General features: G+C 53.0%; 16 protein-coding genes. 10 read left to right on the top strand and 6 right to left on the bottom strand.

Features of this window, described 5'->3' with window-relative positions; translation table 11 throughout:
* The first annotated feature begins 23 nt into the window (after window positions 1-23).
* From HMPREF6485_RS00770 to rodA, 5 genes are read left to right on the top strand one after another with little or no spacing between them, the layout of a single operon-like run.
* On the top strand, window positions 24-1,046 hold the full coding sequence (locus HMPREF6485_RS00770) for a rod shape-determining protein (RefSeq protein ID WP_004341696.1): 1,023 nt from the start codon (window positions 24-26) through the stop codon (window positions 1,044-1,046).
* 9 nt (window positions 1,047-1,055) lie between these two features.
* The gene (mreC, locus tag HMPREF6485_RS00765) at window positions 1,056-1,919 is read left to right on the top strand and encodes a rod shape-determining protein MreC (RefSeq protein WP_004341695.1); all 864 of its coding nucleotides are present in this window, start codon (window positions 1,056-1,058) and stop codon (window positions 1,917-1,919) included.
* 18 nt (window positions 1,920-1,937) lie between these two features.
* Window positions 1,938-2,438, top strand: coding sequence for a rod shape-determining protein MreD (gene mreD, locus HMPREF6485_RS00760; RefSeq protein WP_004341694.1), 501 nt, complete (start codon window positions 1,938-1,940; stop codon window positions 2,436-2,438).
* Window positions 2,439-2,477: 39 nt separating this feature from the next.
* On the top strand, window positions 2,478-4,328 hold the full coding sequence (gene mrdA, locus HMPREF6485_RS00755) for a penicillin-binding protein 2 (RefSeq protein WP_004341693.1): 1,851 nt from the start codon (window positions 2,478-2,480) through the stop codon (window positions 4,326-4,328).
* Window positions 4,309-5,781, top strand: coding sequence for a rod shape-determining protein RodA (gene rodA, locus HMPREF6485_RS00750; protein ID WP_004344054.1), 1,473 nt, complete (start codon window positions 4,309-4,311; stop codon window positions 5,779-5,781). The genes mrdA and rodA overlap by 20 nt, the downstream gene beginning before the upstream one ends.
* Before the next feature lie 57 nt (window positions 5,782-5,838).
* On the opposite strand, the gene HMPREF6485_RS00745 is transcribed toward rodA, so the two are convergent.
* From HMPREF6485_RS00745 to HMPREF6485_RS00730, 4 genes are all read right to left on the bottom strand, one after another.
* Window positions 5,839-6,297, bottom strand: a complete 459-nt coding sequence (locus tag HMPREF6485_RS00745) for a gliding motility lipoprotein GldH (protein WP_004344053.1) — start codon at window positions 6,295-6,297, stop codon at window positions 5,839-5,841.
* Window positions 6,294-7,742, bottom strand: a complete 1,449-nt coding sequence (locus HMPREF6485_RS00740) for a PSP1 domain-containing protein (protein ID WP_004344052.1) — start codon at window positions 7,740-7,742, stop codon at window positions 6,294-6,296. The genes HMPREF6485_RS00745 and HMPREF6485_RS00740 overlap by 4 nt, the downstream gene beginning before the upstream one ends.
* A gap of 157 nt (window positions 7,743-7,899) precedes the next feature.
* On the bottom strand, window positions 7,900-8,997 hold the full coding sequence (locus tag HMPREF6485_RS00735) for a DNA polymerase III subunit (protein WP_004344051.1): 1,098 nt from the start codon (window positions 8,995-8,997) through the stop codon (window positions 7,900-7,902).
* 21 nt (window positions 8,998-9,018) lie between these two features.
* Entirely contained in the window at window positions 9,019-9,975 is a 957-nt protein-coding gene (locus HMPREF6485_RS00730; protein ID WP_004344050.1) for a methylenetetrahydrofolate reductase, read from the bottom strand.
* A gap of 244 nt (window positions 9,976-10,219) precedes the next feature.
* On the opposite strand from HMPREF6485_RS00730, the gene xylE reads away from it, so the two are divergent.
* The 4 genes from xylE (at window position 10,220) to HMPREF6485_RS00710 (ending at window position 16,502) form a co-directional block, all read left to right on the top strand.
* Complete coding sequence (xylE, locus tag HMPREF6485_RS00725) at window positions 10,220-11,683, top strand: D-xylose transporter XylE (RefSeq protein ID WP_004344049.1); 1,464 nt, start codon at window positions 10,220-10,222, stop codon at window positions 11,681-11,683.
* 659 nt (window positions 11,684-12,342) lie between these two features.
* Window positions 12,343-13,329, top strand: a complete 987-nt coding sequence (locus HMPREF6485_RS00720) for an aminodeoxychorismate synthase component I (protein ID WP_004344048.1) — start codon at window positions 12,343-12,345, stop codon at window positions 13,327-13,329.
* The gene (locus HMPREF6485_RS00715; RefSeq protein WP_004344047.1) at window positions 13,298-13,891 is read left to right on the top strand and encodes an aminotransferase class IV family protein; all 594 of its coding nucleotides are present in this window, start codon (window positions 13,298-13,300) and stop codon (window positions 13,889-13,891) included. The genes HMPREF6485_RS00720 and HMPREF6485_RS00715 overlap by 32 nt, the downstream gene beginning before the upstream one ends.
* A 211-nt stretch (window positions 13,892-14,102) precedes the next feature.
* The gene (locus tag HMPREF6485_RS00710; protein WP_004344046.1) at window positions 14,103-16,502 is read left to right on the top strand and encodes a TonB-dependent receptor; all 2,400 of its coding nucleotides are present in this window, start codon (window positions 14,103-14,105) and stop codon (window positions 16,500-16,502) included.
* Window positions 16,503-16,689: 187 nt separating this feature from the next.
* On the opposite strand, the gene HMPREF6485_RS00705 is transcribed toward HMPREF6485_RS00710, so the two are convergent.
* Entirely contained in the window at window positions 16,690-17,868 is a 1,179-nt protein-coding gene (locus HMPREF6485_RS00705; RefSeq protein WP_004344045.1) for a serpin family protein, read from the bottom strand.
* Between the two features lie 442 nt (window positions 17,869-18,310).
* Window positions 18,311-19,273: a DUF6377 domain-containing protein gene (locus HMPREF6485_RS00695; protein ID WP_004344043.1), complete on the bottom strand. Its 963-nt coding sequence runs from the start codon at window positions 19,271-19,273 to the stop codon at window positions 18,311-18,313.
* On the opposite strand from HMPREF6485_RS00695, the gene HMPREF6485_RS00690 reads away from it, so the two are divergent.
* Window positions 19,225-21,687 carry a SusC/RagA family TonB-linked outer membrane protein gene (locus tag HMPREF6485_RS00690; RefSeq protein ID WP_004344042.1) on the top strand — a complete coding sequence of 821 codons (2,463 nt, stop codon included), beginning with the start codon at window positions 19,225-19,227 and terminating at the stop codon, window positions 21,685-21,687. The genes HMPREF6485_RS00695 and HMPREF6485_RS00690 overlap by 49 nt on opposite strands.
* The last annotated feature ends 3 nt before the right edge of the window (window positions 21,688-21,690 follow it).

Here is a 21,690-nt window from a genome sequence, read left to right as displayed (position 1 = left end):
TTATCAATTATCAATCAATAGAAATGGGATTTTTTTCATTCATTCAGGAAATAGCAATGGACCTGGGCACCGCCAACACCATCATCATCAGTGATGACAAGATTGTGGTTGACGAGCCTTCGGTCGTGGCACTTGACCGCCGCACGGACAAGATGATAGCCGTAGGCGAGAAAGCCAAGATGATGTACGAGAAGACGCATGACAATATTCGCACGATTCGTCCTTTGCGCGATGGTGTCATAGCCGACTTCACGGCTTGCGAGCAGATGATGCGCGGTCTTATCAAGATGGTGCATTCCGGGTCGCGCCTGTTCTCTCCGTCGCTGCGGATGGTCATCGGCGTGCCTTCCGGTTCGACGGAAGTGGAACTGCGTGCCGTGCGCGACTCGGCTGAACATGCCGATGGGCGTGATGTCTACTTGATATTCGAACCGATGGCTGCGGCTATCGGTATCGGCATTGATGTGGAAGCCCCTGAGGGCAACATGATTGTCGATATAGGTGGTGGCTCTACCGAGATTGCCGTCATCTCGTTGGGCGGCATCGTGAGCAACAACTCCATACGCATTGCCGGCGATGATCTCACGGCCGACATTCAGGAGTATATGAGCCGCCAACATAATGTGAAGGTCAGCGAGCGCATGGCCGAGAGAATCAAAATCCACGTGGGCAGTGCCTTGACCGATTTGGGTGAGGAGGCTCCCGAAGATTATATCGTGCATGGCCCCAACCGCATCACGGCGCTCCCGATGGAAGTTCCTGTGTGCTATCAGGAGATAGCCCACTGTCTCGACAAGACGGTGGCAAAGATAGAAAATGCTGTGCTCTCGGCCTTGGAGAACACGCCCCCCGAGCTTTATGCTGACATCGTGAAGAATGGTATCTATCTCAGCGGCGGAGGTGCTCTGCTCCGCGGACTCGACAAGCGCTTGCAGGATAAGATCAACATACCTTTCCACATTGCCGAAGACCCGTTGCACAGCGTGGCCAAGGGGGCCGGCATCGCCTTGAAGAATGTTGACCGCTTCTCGTTCCTCATGAGGTAAACAGTAGGCATGCACAACCTGATAGAATTTTTGGCCAAATACAACCATTGGTTCTTGTTTATCCTGTTGGAGGTGGCGAGTTTTGTGTTGCTGTTCCAATACAATAGCTATCAGGGCAGCGTGTATTTCTCCACAGCCAATGTGGTGGCGGGAAAGGTCTATGAATGGAACTCGGCGGTGGAGACATTCTTCTCGTTGACGAAAGTCAATCAGGAACTCACACACCGCAATGTCTATCTTGAGCATCAGGTGAAGCAGCTTTCCGACGAACTGGTGGCTGCCACGAAAGACAGTCTGTCGCTGAAGCGCGTGCAGTTGTCCATGTTAAGCAACTATCGGCTGATGCCGGCCAAGGTGGTCGACAACTCTGTGGACAGGCGCGACAACCTCCTGACGATTGACAAGGGAGAGGCCGACGGTGTGCGAAAAGACATGGGAGTGGTGTGTGGCACAGGAGTCGTGGGGATAGTCTATCTCGTCTCCCGGCATTATTCTGTGGTTATTCCCGTGCTCAGTTCGCAGTCAAATATCAGCTGTGCCATTCAGGGAAGGGGCTATTTCGGTTATCTGCATTGGCCGGGCGGAGCTTCCGACCGGGCTTTCGTGGACGACATTCCCCGTCATGCCCACTTCAAACTTTACGACGATGTGGTCACCAGTGGCTACTCGTCGGTGTTTCCCCCGGGCGTTCATGTGGGAAAAATATTGCATGTCTACAACTCCCGTGACGGACTGTCTTATCGTCTGGAAGTAAAGCTTTCTACCGATTTTGGCAATTTGCGTGATGTGTGCGTCATTGACGACGCGACCATGAAGGAACGCATCGAACTCATGAGGGCGGCGCAGGATTCGCTGAAGCCGAAAACAGAATAGAATAAGGAGAAAGGATACATGAATATAGAATCATTGCGTCGTCTGCTCACTTTCGTCATTCTCTTGCTCGTTCAGGTGATTGTGTTCAACCATATTCATTTGTTCGATGTGGCAACCCCGTTGCTCTATGTCTATCTGGTGCTCCATTTTCGTCGCAATCATCCTCGCTGGGCCACTCTCTTATGGTGTTTCCTGATGGGATTGTTGGTCGATGTGTTTAGCAATACGCCCGGTGTGGCAGCCGCGTCTATGACCTTTGTGGGACTTCTGCAACCTTATCTGCTGGAAGTGTTTACTCCACGCGACAGTGCCGACGACCTTGTGGCATCCTACCGTTCGCTGGGTGTGGCCTCGTTTGTCTACTATGTGGTCATCCTCGTGTTCATCTATTGCCTGCTGTTTTTCCTTTTGGAGAATTTCACTTTCTTCAACTGGATGCACTGGATGGCATGCACCGGGGCAAGTGCTGTGCTGACAATCATTTTCATTCTTGTCATAGAGAACTTTCAAAAGCAGTAAGCGTGGCGGTTTGACAACCGCCATTCATCAGGTCGGTAAATGAAGGATTTCAATCTGGATAATCGTCGTTATGTGATTGGAGGGGTGGCAACAGCGATTGTTGTCATCTATATCATCCGTCTGTTCACGTTGCAGGTGATGAGCGATGATTATAAGAAGAATGCCGACAGTAACGCTTTTTTGAAGAAAGTGGAGTATCCTTCCCGGGGCATCATCAGTGACCGGACGGGTAAACTCATGGTGTATAACCAGCCGGCTTACGATATCATGGTGGTGATGAATGAGGAAAAGGGGCGGCTTGACACCACGGAGTTTTGCAATACGCTCGGTATCACCAAGGAGTTTTTCATCCGGCGGATGAACGACATCAAGGACTATAACAAGAATCCCGGCTATTCGCGCTTCACGCAACAGCTTTTTATGAGCCAGTTGTCGGACAAGGAGTTCAGCGTTTTTCAAGAGAAGATTTTCCGTTTTCCCGGTTTCTATATCCAGCGCCGGAGCATCCGGCAGTATCAGTATCCATACGCTGCTCACGTGTTGGGGGATGTGGCGGAAGTATCTACAAGCGATATCGAAGACGACGATTACTATCAGCCCGGCGATTATATCGGTAAACTCGGTGTGGAGCGGTCTTATGAGAAACAGCTTCGGGGAGAGAAAGGCGTACAGATTCTGCTTCGAGATGCTCACGGGCGCATCCAAGGGAGCTATCAGGAGGGCAAGTTTGACCGCCGTCCTGTTCCTGGCAAAGACCTCACATTGAGCATCGATGTGAATCTACAGGCTTTGGGCGAACGTCTGATGCAAGGCAAAATAGGAAGCATCGTGGCCATTGAGCCGTCTACGGGTGAGGTGCTTTGCATGGTGTCTTCGCCCACCTACGATCCTCGTATGATGGTGGGAAGGCAACGGGGAAAGAACCATTTGGCATTGTCGCGCAACGTGTGGAAACCCCTGCTCAACCGGAGTATCATGGGGCAATATCCTCCCGGTTCTACTTTCAAAACCTCTCAGGCCCTCACCTATATGACGGAAGGCATCATCACACCGGGCACCCAGTTTCCTTGCCATCATGGTTTCTCCTATCGGGGGCTGCATGTCGGATGCCACGGTCACGCCTCGCCCTTGAGTGTGGTGCCGGCAATCAGCACTTCGTGCAATGGCTTTTTCTGTTGGGGACTCTACTACATGATGTCCAACCGCAGGAAATATCCGTCGGTGCAAGTGGCCATGAATACTTGGCGCGACTACATGAAAAGCATGGGGTTTGGCTATAAACTGGGCATTGATTTGCCTGGAGAGAAGCGCGGGCTTATCCCGAATGCCGAGTTTTACGACAAAGCCTACAAGGGTTCTTGGAACGGTCTCACCGTTATCAGCATCTCCATTGGACAGGGAGAGGTCAACCTCACGCCGTTACAAATAGCCAATTTGGGGGCGACGATAGCCAACCGAGGCTATTATTATGTGCCCCATGTGGTGAGGAAAGTGCAGGGTGAGCCGCTCGACACCACTTTCACGCGCCGTCACTACACGAAAGCATCACGCCGATCCTACAATTATGTGGTGGCCGGTATGCGTGCTTCCGTGTTGGGCGGTACGTGTAAGCACCTCGGCAGGAGCGACATCGTCATCTGTGGAAAGACAGGTACGGCACAGAACCGTGGCCAAGACCACTCTGTCTTCATGGGTTTTGCACCGATGGATAAACCAAAGATTGCCATTGCCGTGTATGTGGAGAACGGTGGTTTCGGTGCCGATTTCGGCGTTCCGATAGGAGGTTTGATGATAGAACAGTATTTACATGGAAAGCTCTCGGCTTCATCTGAGAAAGAAGCGGCAGTCTTCCAGAGCAGACATATAGCTTATGGCTCAAGAAACAGGTAGACGACAGAACAGCGTGCTTCGCTCACTCGACTGGTGGACGATAGGTATTTACCTTGCCTTGCTCGTCTTCGGTTGGATCAGTGTCTGCGGAGCGAGCTACAATTACGGTGACACGGATATATTCAGTCTTGGTTCACGGTCGGGTATGCAGATAGTCTGGATAGGCACATCCATCGTGTTGGGCTTTGTTATTCTCATGCTCGACGACCGTTTCTACGATACTTTCTCATACGTCATCTATGCGGCTTTGCTTCTGTTACTGTTTGCCACAATATTCAATCCCCATCAAATCAAGGGCTCCCGCTCATGGCTTGTCTTAGGGCCTTTGCGCCTGCAACCGGCCGAGTTCGCAAAATTTGCTACGGCATTGGCTGTTTCCAAACTCATGAGTACCTACGGTTTTTCCATTCATCAGTGGAAACACTTTGCTGCAGCCTGCGCTGTGGTGGTGTTGCCCATGCTCTTTATCATAGGTCAGCGCGAAACGGGATCAGCCTTGGTCTATTCCGCTTTCTTTCTCATGTTCTATCGGGAAGGTATGCCGGGGAGCGTGCTTTTCACGGCGGTGGCCATGGTCATCTACTTTGTTGTAGGCATCAAATATGAGGAGGTCTTTCTTTGGGGTATGCCCACCTCGTTGGGTAAGTTTGTCGTGCTGCTGCTTGTGCATGTCTTTACTGCCGGCATGGTGTACACCTATTGCAAAGACAGGCGGCAGACTTGGATAATCCTGCTTTACACAGTGGGGGCCACGGCTTTGGCACTGTTCTTCTCCAAGTTTGTCATTCCGTTCGATGTCGTGTGGGTGCAGCTTGCCGTAAGTGCCTTGCTGATAGGTTATCTCATCTATGGATGGTTGAGCACCCGGCTTCGCACCTATTTGTATATAGTCCTTTTTGCAGTGGGTTCCATTGCATTTTTCAACTTGGCAGACTTTGTGCTCAATGATGTCATGGAACCCCATCAGCGGGTGCGCATCAATGTGTTGTTGGGATTGGATGAAGACCTTGCCGGGGCGGGCTACAATGTCCACCAGAGTGAAATTGCTATCGGGTCGGGCGGTTTGCAGGGAAAAGGTTTCCTGAACGGCACGCAGACCAAGCTCAAGTTTGTGCCGGAGCAAGATACCGACTTCATATTCTGCACCGTGGGCGAGGAGGAAGGCTTTGTCGGCTCGGCCGGTGTGCTGTTGCTGTTCCTCCTGCTGATACTCCGGCTCATCCATTTGGCCGAGCGGCAGCCCTTTAAGTTTGGTCGTGTCTACGGCTATTGCGTGTTGAGCATTTTCCTGTTCCATGTGTTCATCAATGTCGGCATGGTACTCGGTCTCACTCCCGTGATTGGCATACCGTTGCCTTTCTTCAGTTACGGTGGCAGTTCCTTATGGGGATTTACCATTTTGCTGTTTATTTTCCTGCGTATAGATGCCGGGAGAAACTTAGTGAGAAACTAAACGAAAAAGCCTCATCTCTGTGTGAAAGAAAGTCAAACACAGGGATGAGGCTTTTTCTTATTCTTTTTTCAAGATGATTCCTATGTCACTGATACCCGGCAGTATTTCGCGCTTCATGTCGTGTCTCACGCCGATGTGCAGCGAGTCTCCTTGCTGTAAGTCGAGGTCGGTGATGTGGAAAGTGTATTGAAAGCTTCCGATACCATAGCCCTTCATTTTGCCGTTGCTATCCATGAGCTTGCAGTTCACCGTGTCCACCCGTCTTTTTCTGTCGGGATAGGAGAACTGTTCCACGATGAGTGTGAGTCCCATAAACGGGTAGGTGGCATTGATACGCAGGCCCAGGTCGGCACTGTAGTGTCCGCTCTCGGCCACTTTCGGGATGTCGAAAAAGAGCGTGTCATTCTTTTCCCACCCAGCCACCGGAGCATGTTGGAATTGGTCATACACCCGCTTGTCATTGCACGACACAGCGAGTGCCAGTATATATAATAAGGTGAAGACTGCCTTCTTCATTCTCCTTGCCGTTCATTGGGCTGCGTCTGTTCCGGTTTTCGAGGCGCATCGTTACCGGTCTTCTGCACCGCTGCAGCCATCGGAGTCCCCGGTTTGGGTTGTCCGGCTTTGTCATGCCTCGGTTGTCTGTTGTTTGCTTGCGGTCGGTTGTCTCCATTCTTGGGCCGCTCTCCCACTGCCCGTTGCTGTGTGAATCCGTTTCCGGAGCGATTGCCGTTGTGGTGGTTGGAGCGTTGGCGGTCGTTGAATCGTCCGTTTGGACGTTGTTCACCGTTGCTGCGACCGTCTGTCGGCTTTTCTCCCTGTCGATTTCCGTTACGGTTGTCGGTGTGCTGGCCGTATCCATTCCCCTTTTTGTTCTTGCGTTTCTTCGCCTTGTCGAATCGGCTTAAGTCAGCATCGGCCAACAAGTCGACCGGTTTGCTGGCCGGTTTGCTCCTGTCGTCTTCATTGAGCACCAGCGGTTTCTCCCCCTTTCGGTTCATTTCAATAATCTCACGCGCTCGCTCGGCCGATATGGTTTCTAGATTGGCCGCAAGATTCTTGTCGGTGGAGTAGGTGACAGTGCCTGCGAGAATGTCCGACTTGAAGTGATAGTAATCGCTGTCCTTGGTCTGCAACATCACCTCTTTGCTTGGCAGCTTCTTGCCGGCCTCAATATATTCATCCACCTCATAGTTGAGACAGCACTTCAATTTGGCGCACATACCCGCCAATTTCTGAGGGTTGAGAGAGATGTCCTGAATGCGTGCGGCATTGGTACTTACGCTCACGAAGTTTTTCATCCATGTGGCGCAACACAGTTCCCTGCCACACGGCCCCGTTCCGCCGATGCGTCCGGCTTCCTGCCGTGCTCCGATTTGTTTCATCTCGATGCGCACGTGGAAAGTCTCGGCCAGCACCTTGATGAGCTGCCGGAAGTCGACACGCTCGTCGGCGATGTAGTAGAAGATGGCTTTGTTGCCGTCGCCCTGATACTCCACATCGCCTATTTTCATTTGCAGTCCGAGGTCTTTGGCTATCTGCCGGCTCTGTATCATGGTGTCGTGCTCGCGACTTTTGGCCTCGTTGTATTTGTCCATGTCCACCGGTTTGGCTATGCGGTAGACACGCTTGATGTCGTCGGCCGACTTCAAGTTGGCCTTCTTCACCTGCAATGTGACGAGTCGGCCGGTGAGCGTTACCACCCCGATGTCATGTCCCGGACTGGCTTCCACGGCTACTGTGTCGCCTTTTTGCAGGTCGAGATTGTTCACGTTGTGGTAGTATCCCTTCCGCGTGTTCTTGAACTGCACTTCCACGAGGTCGGTGCTCTCGGCATTGCCGGGCACATCAGCCAGCCAGTCGTAAGTGTTCAGTTGTTTATTTTGCCGTCCGCAGCCCTTGCAACTGAGTCCTCTGTCGCAACCGCGGTACATGGTAAATTCCATATCTTTAAAGTCCATAGCCGTATTTCCCCGTCCCTCCAAAAGGGGGAATGCGCCTTGCGGGCACTGTGGGGGCTCCTTTTTATTTAGTGTTCGTTAATATATATATTGTCTTGAAATCTTCTTCCGTTTGCCCACACTCCCGTTTTCTTCTTTCTGAAAGCGGGAAGAAGGCTCATTTTCTTATCAGCAGCACAATCATCTTCAAGGCCATGTCGAAGAACACGATCTTTGCATTGGCGTTTTGGCTGATGTCGCGCACAGCCCTGTCCATCAGTCCGGCAATGTCAATGACATTGGCCTCGTTGATGAACCGGGCGAATTTCGTCGAGAAGTTTTCCTCGGCCTTTGTCATGTAGTTGAGTTCCGGTTGCCGGAAGTTGAACATGAAGTTCTCCCTCACCATGCGCATGAAATAGACCAACATACGTTTCTGTTTCTCCCGTCCGAATGTCGCCACCACCTCGCTCCACTTCTTGAGGTCGTGGATGTTGCGGGTGTAAGCCAACCGCATGAGCATGATGAACATATCGAGAAACTGCACGTTCTCGTTGCCTGCATCGAGCTCTTCGAGTGCCTTGTTCCAGTTGCCGTTGGCTGTGCGTGCCAACCGGTGTGCCACCTCGCCGTCGATGCCCCGCCGCTCCACGAGCGCCTGCTCCAGCGACGGTGTGTCTATCTTCCTGAGCTCTATGCGTTGTGTGCGGCTGCGTATGGTTTCAAGCAACTGTTCCGGTGCCTCGCTCACGAGGATAAACACCGTCTGTTGCGGCGGTTCTTCCAACAGTTTGAGCAGTTTGTTGGCTGAAGCCGGATTCATGCGCTCGGGCAGCCAGATGATGCAGATCTTGTAGCCCCCCTGATTCGACTTGAGACTCAGCTTGCGCGCTATCTCGTCGCTCTCGGCCGCTGTGATAATGGCCTGTTGGTTGGCCGCCCCCATAGCCTGCATCCACCGGTTCATGGTGAAATAGGGGCCTTCGAGCAACATTTGGTGCCACTCTTTGGCAAAGTCGTCGCTCACGGGTTGGCGGTCACCGGCCATTGAAGGCAGCTTCACCGTGGGGTAGGAGAAGTGAAGGTCGGGATGTTCCCATTTGCGCAGCATGGGACTGTCACCCAGCAGATGCGAGGCGAAAGCCAGTGCCACCGCCATCTTGCCGCACCCCTCCGGACCGCAGAAGAGCATGGCGTGGGGGATGCGCTGCTCCCGCTCGAGTTGCAGCAGCCGCTGTTCGGCATCGGTTTGTCCTATCACTTCTTCAAATGTCATGTTTTTCTCTTTCGTTGATGGTCAGAATAACTTTTTCACCGCCTCCTTCACCGAGTCCACTGCCGACACCGTGTAGAAGTGTACATTGTTCACCCCGCGGCTCTGCAAGTCTTTCACCTGTGCCACAGTCCACTCCACGCCCAGTGCCTTGGCATCCTCGTCCGTCTTACACTTCAAAGCCTCGGCGGCCAACTCCTGCGGTATGTCGCAATGGAAGGTCTTGGGCACCATCGTGAGTTGTGAGAGTTTGGCCAGCGGCTTGATACCCGGAATGATGGGGAGGGTGATGCCCATGGCGCGGGCTTGATCGACGAAGCGGAAAAATTTCTCGTTGTCATAGAACAACTGCGTCACGGCATACTGCGCACCCAGTTCCTGTTTTTCCTTCAAGTGCAGCATGTCCTGTTCCAAGTTGGGGGCCTCTTCGTGTTTTTCGGGATAGCAGGCTACGCCGAAATCGAAGTGGCGGCCCGGATGTTTGATAGGCGTGCCGTCGTTGAAGAAGCCCTCGTTAAATCTCACCACCTGCCTGATAAGGTCGGTAGTGTGTGTATGGCCACCTTTGGCGGGCACGAAACTGCGGTCTTCCTTGGCCTTGTCTCCGCGCAGCAAGAGCAGGTTTGAGATACCGAGAAACTGCAAGTCGAGCAGTTCATATTCAATGTCTTCGGCCGACACGCCGCTGCAAATCACGTGCGGAATCACCGGAATGCGGTAACGGTTCTGCAAGGCAGCCGCAATGGCCACCGTGCCCGGACGCCGGCGTATGGACAGGCGTTTCAGCAGCCCGTTGTCCATCTCCTGATAGACAAACTCGCTGTGGTGGGTGGTGATGTTGATGTATTGCGGTCCGAAGTCTTTCAGCTTGTCGATGGTGTTGAACAGTGCTTCCGTCCCGTTGCCTTTGAGCGGTGGCAGCACCTCAAAGGAGAAGTGTCTCTCGCCTTTGCTCTTATGTAGTAGTTCCGATACGTTCATCTGTCGAAAGTGTGGTTTGGCTGCCGCCGGACTGTGCCGATATGCGCTGGACCCGAAAAGCAGCAAGGTATGCGGTGCAAATTTACTAAAAAAATAGGGGAAACCGCCATCCGAAACGTATTATTTAATAAGGAGACAGAACTTTCCCGGGTACGATGGGAGGGGGATGTGACACTTAAATGACGAAACTAACAGAAATACGAATAGAAAAACCTCATTGGACTTTCGCTAAAAAACTACTGACATGAACCAGAACCAAACGGGCTCGCGAGCCTATCTTATCTCCATTGTGATGGTTGCCGTGCTCGGCGGCCTATTGTTCGGTTACGACACAGCTGTCATCTCGGGTGCCGAAAAAGGTTTGCAGGCCTTTTTCAAGGGTGCTTCCGACTTCGAGTACACCGATTTTATCCACGGTTTCACCTCCTCCAGTGCCCTCATCGGCTGTATCATTGGCAGTTCGCTCTCCGGAGTTTTTGCCGGTAGGCTGGGCCGCAAACGCTCGTTGGTTTTCGCCGGCGTGTGTTTTTTCATTTCGGCTTGGGGCTCTATGTTTCCCGAGAGTTGGCTGTTGCCCGCCGGCCGTCCCTCTTGGGATCTGCTCGTCGTGTTCAATCTCTATCGTGTGTTGGGCGGCATAGGCGTGGGCATGGCCTCCGCCATCTGCCCCATGTACATCGGTGAGGTGGCCCCGAGCAACATCCGCGGCATGCTTGTGAGCTGGAACCAGTTTGCCATCATCTTCGGCCAACTCGTGGTTTATTTCGTCAATTTCATCATTCTCGGCTCCCATGCCAATCCCATCTATGATGCAGCCGGAGCGATAGCCAACATGGCCGATGCCCAATGGACCGTCACCACCGGCTGGCGCTACATGTTCGGGTCCGAGTGTGTGCCCGCCGGACTCTTCACAGTGCTCATCTGCTTTGTGCCCGAGACTCCCCGCTATCTTGTGATGACGGGCCGCGACGACCGCGCTCTTGGCATTCTCTCCCGCATCAACGGCACACAAAAGGCCCGGGAGATATTGCAGGACATCAAGGACACCATCACCGTGAGGACTGAACGGCTCTTCTCCTACGGATTCCTCTGCATCTTCGTGGGCATCATGCTCAGCGTGTTCCAGCAGGCTGTGGGCATCAATGCCGTGCTCTACTACGCTCCGCGCATCTTCAAGGATATGGGCATGGACAACGAGATGGTATTCACCGTCTTCATGGGTGTTATTAACATACTCTTCACCCTTGTGGCCGTGTTCACCGTCGAGCGGCTCGGACGCAAGCCCCTCCTCATCTGCGGTTCCGTGGGCATGGCCCTCGGCGCCTTCGGCGTGGCCGTCACGTTCGGCACTCCGGGCCTTGAGATGGTCACAGCCGCTTCCATCATGGTCTACAGTGCGAGCTTCATGTTCTCTTGGGGCCCCATCTGTTGGGTGCTCATAGCCGAGATATTCCCCAACACCATCCGTGGTGCCGCTGTGGCTGTCGCCGTGGCTTTCCAGTGGATATTCAATTTCATCGTCAGTTCGAGCTTCGTGCCCATGTTCAATATGCACCTCACGCCCGGCGACGACTTCGGCCACTGGTTCACCTATGGGCTCTACGGCCTTGTCTGTGTGCTCGCAGCCCTGTTTGTCTGGCGCTTGGTACCCGAGACCAAAGGCAAGACGCTGGAGGATATGACCGCACTGTGGAAGAAGAAAAAGTGAAAAGAGCCTCCCCCGACCCCTCCGAAGGAGGGGAGGGCCTGGCGGGACAAAGCCCCCTAAGTTAGGGGGGTGGGGGGCTGAACAAGCATCCCACGCTCTGCATTCATTCCTGCTGTGAGTGGAGGGTAAAGTCTTCCGCTTAGAGTGGGGTAATGGGCTGAACAAGAGGGGAGGCAATGTCATATATAGTGCGAAACTTACTGAGATTGCGAAAAAGCCTTACACGCAATTTTTCCCCGCCCGTCTTTCCTGCCCGTGCCATCCGTCTTATTAGGCTCATCCGGCCTGCCAATTTTCTCATCCGGCCCGAACGACAATGTGAAACGGCCATACTTGAACGGTCATCCGGCCCGAACGAGAACCTCAAAGAGGCCCTTTTACAAACCCATTTGGGCCGAATACCCCCACATTTCAGGAAGGAAAAGCCCCCTTTAGGGGGTTGGGGGGCCGTTGGTGGATTGGCAATCAAAAAAAGGGAAACGCTTCCGCGCTTCCCTTGCTAATGCAAAGATATAACACAAAGGCCGAAAATGCAAATGTGAGGCGAAAACACTTTACACAAAAAGGGGCTTGATGCCACTTGTTTAACATCTTTTAAACGCTCACTGCCAGACCGACCGCTTTGTTTTGTGTATCTTTGCGCGATTTTCAATACATTCATGAATCGAAAAATTATTGAGCGCATCGACCTGTTGGCAAGCAGCGGCGAGCCTTTTCTCTTTGTCATCGACTACCTCGGAGAAGAGGCCATTGTCGAACCTTTGGCCGATGTTTCGGCTTCTGACATCCTGTTCGACTTCAACGGGGTGGGGAATGTCGGGCAGCGTGAACGTCCGTTGCCGGGCCGGTTGGACTGGCGCATACAGATGCCCTCATTTGAGTGCTATCGCAGGAGTTTTGAGACGGTGAAGCACCATATCATGGCGGGCAACAGCTATCTGGCCAATCTTACTTGCGCTGTGCCCGTGCAGACGAATTGGAGTCTGAAAGACATCTTCCATGCCTCACAGGCCAAATACCGTCTGTGGATGAACGACCGGTTTGTGTGTTTCTCTCCCGAGACATTTGTCCGGATTAGCGAGGGGCGCATTCTGTCGTTTCCGATGAAGGGAACCATCGATGCGGCTGTCCCCGATGCCGAAAACACATTGCTGGCCGACCGCAAGGAGGCTGCCGAGCACGCCACCATCGTCGACCTCATCCGCAACGACCTCAGCCGGGTGGCCACCGATGTGCGGGTAGACCGCTACCGCTATCTGGACCGGCTTGACACTCATAGGGGCAGCATCCTGCAAACCAGTTCGCAAATCAGTGGTCGGCTGCCCTCCGGCTATGAGTGCCGACTCGGCCGATTGCTCGATGCACTCTTGCCCGCCGGCTCCATCACCGGGGCACCCAAACCCAAGACGATGGATATTATCGCTGAAGCCGAAGACTATCGGCGGGGTTTCTACACCGGGGTGATGGGCATTTACGGTGACGGTTGTCTGGATAGTGCCGTGATGATCAGGTTTGTCGAGCGGCAGGGCCCATCGCTCGTCTATAAGGCCGGAGGCGGCATCACCGCCAAAAGCGTGTGCGAAAAAGAGTATGAAGAAGTGAGACAGAAAGTTTATGTGCCTATTTGTAGAGACTGTCAGGATTGAGGGCGGAGTGCCCTGCAACCTCGCTCGTCACAATGCCCGGCTCAATTCCACGCTCACCCGTTTCTGGCCGGGCTCGTCACCTGTCGACCTTGAGGCCGTGCTTGCGGGACTGACCCACCGGGAACGCCACAAGGCGCGGGTGGTCTATGGTGAGCGAGGGGTGGAAGAACTGACTTGCACGCCCTATCATCCACGTGCCATCCGCACGCTTCGGCTGGTAGAAGACGATGCCATCGACTATTCCTTCAAGAGCGTCGGGCGCGAGCCACTCAACCGCTTGGCTGCATTGGCCGACGGAGCCGACGACATCATTATCGTGAAAAACGGTCTGCTCACCGACACTTCGTTCACCAACATAGCCTTGACCGACGGCCATCGGTGGTTCACTCCCGCCATGCCCCTGCTCCGGGGCACCAAGCGGGCCGAACTGTTGGACAGCGGGCTTGTGGTGGAACGTGACATTCCGGCCACCGACTGCTGTCGGTATAAGGCCGTGAGACTCTTCAACGCCATGCTCGATTTCGGCGAAATAGAAGTTCCAATGAATATGGTGATGCGTTGAAGTCGTTGTAAAGTATTAGTTGGGAAAGAACCTATAGATTGAGGTGCATAGTCTATGCAGCTTTCCTCGCTTTATAGATGAATCTCTGATTTGTAAGTTTGAAAATCCGTAAGCCGTTGGATCTTTATGCAAAATACCTACACCTAAGTATTGATTTTTTGTTAAATAATATCTACCTTTGCACCGTTTTTATTTTTATACTGTTAAAATAATGAAGAGAATCTTATTTTTTATGTTCGGTATGCTTTGCGTGATCGGCGCGATGGCGCAAGGTACCGATGCCATGTTGTTTGGCGATGTGAAGAGTAAAGTGACGGGCGATCATCTGCCCTATGCCATCATCAAGGTGAAAGGCACACGTCTGGTGACGCAGTGTGATGCCACCGGCCATTTCAAACTCGGCGATCTGCCTTTGGGCAAACAGACCGTTATAGCTTCGGTGGTGGGATATAAGGACCAGCAACTCGTGGTGGAGATGAAGCGCAACACCGGTACGGGTGCCTACTTCCAACTTGAGGAAGACGAGCTGTCCATCAATCAGGTGGTGGTGACGGGCACGCGCACGCCCCACTACGTGAAGAATGTGCCCATCCGCACGGAGGTGCTCACCTCGCAAGCCATTGCCAACAAGAATGCACAGAATGTCTACGAGGCGCTTGAGGGCGTTCCGGGCATCCGCGTGGAGCAGCAGTGCCAGTTCTGCAACTTCTCCGAAGTGCGTATGCAGGGACTGGGTGCCGAGCATACACAGGTGCTCATCGACGGCGAGCCCATCTATTCGGGACTGGCCGGTGTCTATGGTCTTCAGCAGATGGGTACCAACGACATCGACCGTCTGGAGGTGGTAAAGGGTGCCGGTTCGGCTCTTTACGGGAGCAGTGCCGTGGCCGGAGCCATCAATATCATCACCAAGGAGCCCACCTATGAGCCTATGGTGAAAGGCGATGTGCAGTTTGGCAACTTCGGTTACAAAAACTACAGTGCCTCGGCCTCGATGCGCAGGAACAATATCGGGTTGAACATCTTCGCCCAGCACACGGAGACGGATCCCGTTGATGCCACCAAGGAAGGGCTCACCCGTAAGGAGGTGAAGCACAAAGACGGCGTTTCCGATCGCGTGGACTCCAAACTCACCAACTTGGGCTTCGGTCTCTATTTCTTCAATCCGTTTACTGACGGTGACAAACTTGTGCTGCGCGGTAAGGTGATCGACGAGCAGCGTGCCGGCGGTACACTCACCGACGATCTCTATCTTAACCCCTTCTCGGAAGGTACGGAGAACATCAAGACCAACCGTCTGTCGTTCGATTTGGCCTACACACTCCCCATCGGCTCGCACTCCGAGCTCAATCTCGCGGCTGCCTACGTGTATCACAAGCGCAATGCCACCAACGACACCTTCCTCGGAAGCTATAAGGCTGCGCACAACGACTCTGCTCCCGATGTGGAGATGATGCGTCCCTATTTGGCAAAAGAGCGCACGTTCACTCCCTCGGTGACGTTCACTTCCACCTTGGGCAACCATACGCTGTTGGCCGGTGCCCAGGCCTATTTCACCAGACTTAACGAGACGGGGCTCTATTGCGTGGACGACAGCACGAGCGCTTACTTCGGCACGGCCTACACTTCAAAAGGAAAGAAGCACGCCAACGAGTTTGGTCTGTTCTTGCAAGACGAGTGGAACATCCTGCCCAACCTCTCCGTGGTGCCCGGTGTGCGTCTCGACTTCCACAATTCGGGTGAGGAATATCAGTCGAGCGAGAAGGTTTTCGACAGTTCTTTCCCCGCTACGAAGTTTAACGAGACTTCGTTCAATCCTCGTCTGGCTGTGAAATATGAAGTGACCAAGGCCCTCGTGCTGCGCGCCAACTTCGGTACGGGTTTCCGTGCCCCCTACGGTTTCTCAGAAGATCTCCATCTGTGCAGCGGTTCACCGCGCGTGTGGAAGTCGTCCGATCTCAAGGGTGAGCGCTCCATCAGCTACAATCTCTCAGCCGACTACTATGGCAAGAATTTCCAGTTGAGTGCCAACATCTTCCGCACCGACCTGAAAAACAAGATCGAATTCTCGCCCGCCGACGACAATGTGAAGAAGTTGGGCTACACCTATCAGTGGAGAAACGAGGACGATGCCTATGTGCAGGGTATCGAACTTGGTGCCAAGGCCAACCTGTTCAAGGATTTCGTGGCCGGTCTCAACTGGACTTTCAATCAGGGCAAGTTCAAGCATGAGCGCGGCGATTGGGCCGAAACCAAATATGCCAAGGACAGCAAGAACATCTCCCGCTTCCCGGCCATGACCGGCGACCTGACCTTGGATTACACTCCGGGCACATGGACATTCTCTGTGAGCAGTTCGTTGCAGGGTAAAATGTATATCGACTACAACTCGGAAGACCACCCCGAAACTTCCAAAATCAAGAAGACCGACACGTTCATGCTGTTTAATTGCCGTGTAGCCAAGCAACTCGGACGCTTGTTCACCGTCTATGCCGGAGGCAAAAACATCTTCAGCTACGTTCAAGATGAGAAGCATCTCGACGATGCTGCCTTCATGTATGCCCCCGTTTATGGTGCCACATGGTATGTGGGTGCCAGTGTGAAACTGTAATCATCAGTATAGACAGATAGTGATTGGTTCCACATTTCGCCGGTGGGCGGGGTGTGGAACCTTTCTTTTTCTGCTGCAGAGCATTGCGCCCTATGCTAATAAAATACGGAAACTCCTCCCTTCTTGATAGAAAAGAGGGAGGAGTTTCCGTGTTTGTAAAGAGGTATCTGTATTCGTGTGGCACTTTTCAGCAATAAGTGCCCACGAAGTTGATAGCCCCATATTTATCCGTGATGATATAGAGGAAAGGGCGGTCGCAATAAAACTCGATGGGGAGGGCCTGGTCTTTCAAGTCTACCAATACCATGCCTACGGTGGTTGTAGACTGCGCTTCGGTCTTGCTTTCGGTAGCCTTGAGCGTCGACTCTTGTAGCACCTGCCCTATTTGGAGATGTGCATCGGTCGTCATGCCGCTGAAATCGGCCTGTGGCGTGAAGGCGGTAGGCATACCGAGAGAGGCAAGCATGTCATTGAAGTCGTAACGGGTGGAGACATCTATGCGGGGCAGTTGCAGGCTGACGCTGTGCTCGCGCAGCTTGGCCACATCCTTGCGCCAGCTTTCGGCATCTGTCCGGAGCACAAGGTCGCCCAAGGAGAGCGACTTCCCGGGAAGCAGGACATACATTTTGAAACCGCCCGTATAGGGAATTTCCACCATGCCGTAGCCCTTGCAGTCAGCAAAACGCAGCTTGTTATAGTATTGTTGCATCATCTTCACCTGTCGCTTCACGCCCTCGCCATTTGTGAATGTGCGCAGTTGGGTCTCCTGGGGGTTAAAGGGCGAGGCCCATATTCCCGTGAAATTGAGGCGGCTCCTGATAGTGATGGGGAAGGCCGAGGGAGCGTTTTCCTTCTTCTTGAGGTCGGCGAAATAATATTCCCGGGCATTGTCAACAAAGTCTTTACGGAAGTCGAACGTTCCATTGCTTATCAAAGACTGTTCGGCTTCGAGCGTAGAACGCTGCTGTTTTTCGCCTCCTGTCCCCTTATAAGCACCGCTCAAGATCATTTCGTGGTGGAGTGCGCGCATCTGTTCGGCGTTGCTGTAGCCCAGCACACTGTTGATTTCCTGCTTTGTGGTCCCCTCTGCGCCATAGTTGGTCATGGCCAGTGCGTAGCTGAGGCCCAGCGGCGAAAAGAGCAACTTGGTATCTTGTTTTTGCCCCACATAGAGGTGGCGCAGCATACGGAAGGCCAATCGGTTGTTGGTCTTTTGCAAGGTGAGACTGTCGGCAGCTGTGGGTGTGCGCGAATCTTTAAACTCTTTGGCTGCTTTTTCCAGCGGGTTCTTACTCTTGTCTAAACAAGTCATGGCGAGCAATATCAGTGCCGCAAGTCCTAAAACGGCTGTTATCTTCTCTTTCATAATCACTGTTGTTATTTGGTTGTTCGGTAGCAAAAGTAGCAATTATTTTTCTATTGGGCAATAGGTGGAGTCGAAATGACACGCGTTTTTTCATTTATTCACTTGATAATGAGCGTGTTGTAAACTTTTTTACCGGGCGTTTTGACACAACGGCCTGTCCTCCCAGGTTCTTCTTTTTGGCCTTTCGCTTGTACCGGATTTGCAGAAATCCTATCGTTTTTACATTTGGTGACATCCTCCCGGAGAGCCATTGTCGGGCCGGTTGGGGCTTGCCCGTAGCCCCATGTCTCCCGGATGGGCCTGCCGACCGGCTGCCCCCACTTTGGTGCATGGCCGTTGCACGCCCCGTGCAGAGCCTTTGCACCACTTGTGCAGCAGCCATGCACGGGGCGTGCAACGGCCATGCACCAAAGCGGGAACGTTTTCGTGGTCTTCCCACCGGCTACATACCGATTTCCTTAACGCGCTGTTCGAACTCCTCGCGAGGGCAGAGGGCCTTGTTCTTGATGCGTGCCCGATAGTTGTAGATGGAGTTGGGCGAATAACGGAGAAATTCGGCTATGCGCGAACTCTCCTCAATGCCCAGTCTGATGAGGGCAAAGATGCGCAGGTCGGTGGTGAGTTGGGTTTTGGAGTCGGGCTGGATGCGGTGCTCGGGCAAGAGCAGCGTGTTGAAGTCGGCAACGAAGTTGGGGAAAAGATTTAGGAATACGGCATCGAAATTGTTGAACAGTTCTTTGATTTCGTCCTGTTTCAGCTGTTCCGAACTTGTCATTTTCATGAGGTCTGAAAGCTGGTTGGCACGCAGTTTCCTGTTCACGCGGATGCGGTAGTTGTCTATCTTGTCAATGTATTCCGAACAAGTGCTGAGGAATTTTCCGATATATTCGTCCTTGACTTTGTTGGTTTCGCTGAGCTTGACATTCAGTTTGGCCAACTGTGTGTTGTTGTTGCTCAACTGCCGGTTGAGCTCCGAGAGCTGTTCGTTGATTAGTCGCAAATCGTTTCGGGCCCGGGACAGTTGTTTCTTTTTGCACCACACGTAGACGAACGAGCCCAAGAGAATGACAGACAGCAGGCTCACGATGGCCGTGAGCCATAGCAGCCGGGTGTTGGCCGTTCGCAGATTGGTCTTGTAAGTGTCGCTGATGACACCCAGTATTGGTGACACGAGCCAACTGCGCAAGTGGGTGTTGAAGCGTTGGGTGCAGTTCCACGAATACTCCACATAACGGTTGGAGCGTTCCAAGTCGCCGTCTTGGCTGAGCAGGCCGGCCAAACTCCACAACGACGCTTGGTCCATGACGGCATTGCGGATGTCGCACAAGGCCGACACGGCAAGCCAATATTTCTGTTGTGTCTCGTTGCCGAGATGCTTGTAGATTTCCGACCGGAAGAAGGCCATGTTGGCATATTCCGGCTGCCGGCGACATCGACAACATCCAGATTCTGAAAGATGCCTCCAGTGCCGCCATCTATGGTAGCCGGGCCGCCAACGGTGTCGTCATCATCGGCACGAAGCAGGGTAAGGCCGGCGTGGCCAAGATCAGTCTCAATGCCCACTATGCCTTCAACACTGTGCGTGACAATCAGAATCCGCTGAACGCGCGGCAGTATCTCGATCTCATCAAAGACATGAATGAGAAGGGCGTGCTCTCATTGAAGTTGCCAGACAACCTCATCGATCAGACTGACTGGAAGAAAGAAGTCTATCGCACGGGCAACGTGCAGGATTACCAGCTGTCGGTTACCAATGGCACCGACAAGCTGCGCTACTATCTCTCGGGTGGCTTCACGGGTGAAAATGGCGTCATTGTCAGTTCCAACTTCAAGCGTTACAACATCCGCGGTTCCATAGAGAATGACATCTCAAACTGGCTGACCATCAATGCCAATGTTGCCTATTCAGACTATACCTATAAGGGCACGGGTATCATCTCCGGCACAGGTAGCGACCGTGGAGGCGTGATTCCGGCCATTCTGAGCACACCCACGTATGGCCCTATATGGGATCCGGAACATCCCGGGCAGTATTATTCCGATTTCTACGGCGTGAATGTAGACGGCCCCTTGGAGAATATCGCCCGCACCAAGGACAACAAGAACCAATACAACAAACTGCTGGCATCGGGCAAAGCCATCGTAAGGCTTCTGCCCGAACTCACTTGGACGTCTACGGTTTCTTTCGACCGGGTGTCTTCCATCACCACAAACTTCCTTGATCCCAAACTCACCCGGGAAGGGCGCAACCAAAACGGAACAGGCTATGACAGCCGTTCTACCGGCACGGTGTGGACATTTGATAATGTTGTCAACTGGGAAAAGAAACTCGGGCGGCATGGTTTCGGGGCCATGGCGGGTTCTTCTTGGACCAAGAGTGATTGGAGTCAGAACTACATCAACGGCTCCGATTATGCCAATGATGATATCCGGACGCTGAATGCTGCCAACCGAATCAGTTGGGATGGTACGGGATCGTCGGGCGCGGACTGGGCGATACTCTCCTTCTTCGGGCGTTTGCAGTATAACTGGAACGATACTTACATGCTGACGGCCAACCTCCGTGCCGATGGCAGTTCACGTCTGGCTCCCGGTCATCGTTGGGGATATTTCCCGTCTTTTTCGGCGGCCTGGCGCGTCTCAAACGAAAAGTTCATGAAGCACATCACTTGGATTGACGACTTGAAGATCCGCGGTGGCTGGGGACAGACCGGTAACCAGAGCGGGCTGGGAGATTATGGCTATCTCGCCATGTACAGTTTCGGGCGCATTCAGTGGTGGCAGCCGGGCAATGAACACGCTGTTCCCACTCGCACGCAGTCGTCTTTGAGCAATCCCGAACTCACTTGGGAAACGACCAGTCAGACCGACATCGGTTTCGATTTGACCATGTTGAGAAACCGTCTGACCTTCTATTTCGACATATACTACAAGAAAACCTCCGACATGTTGATGTCTATCACTCTACCGGCCGGTAGTGCTGCGGCACGCAGTCTGACTTACAACGGAGGCGAGATCGTCAATAAAGGCATCGAATTGGCTGTCAGTTCCAAGAATCTGGTAGGCAACTTGAAGTGGAATACCGACTTCAACATCTCTTTCAACCGCAACAAGTTGACCCGTCTCGACCTTGTGCCGGTCTATTGGGGAGCCTCCACTAACAGCAATGTCGGCCAGAGTGTCGTCCGCAATGCCGTGGGCCATCCCTTGGGTTCCTTCTGGGGATACATTGCCGATGGGGTCGATTCGGAGACCGGTGACATGATTTATCGCGACGTTAACGAAGATGGCATTGTCTCGGCCAGTGACCGTACCTACATCGGTGACCCCAATCCCGACTTCATCTTCGGTTTGACCAACACCTTCTCTTATAAGGGCTTTAATCTGAGCATCCTCTTGCAGGGCAGTGTGGGCAATGATATCTACAATGTGTCGCGTATGGACAGCGAAGGCATGTTTGACGGTCGCAACCAGACAACCCGTGTCTTGGAGCGTTGGAGAGTGCCCGGGCAGAAGACCGATGTGCCCCGTGTAGGCTTCAACCAGCAAAACTCTACCTACTATTTGGAAGACGGCAGTTATCTGCGGGTGAAGGACATCACGCTCTCTTATGATATACCAAGAAGCATTCTCAAGAAGATGTATCTCACGCGCTTGATGCCTTATATCTCATTCAATAATCTCCTCACCTTCACCAATTATAGTGGGCGTGACCCGGAGGTAAACCAATATGGCAACAGTGGTGGCATTCAGGGAATCGATTGGGGGACATATCCCTTAAGCCGTTCGTTTGTCTTAGGTTTGAAAGTGGAATTCTAATTT

The sequence above is a fragment of the Segatella buccae ATCC 33574 genome, assembly GCF_000184945.1.
In the GTDB taxonomy this organism is placed as follows: domain Bacteria; phylum Bacteroidota; class Bacteroidia; order Bacteroidales; family Bacteroidaceae; genus Prevotella; species Prevotella buccae.
Note: the sequence above shows the minus strand (reverse complement) of the source record. Positions and strands in the feature narration are given on the sequence as shown.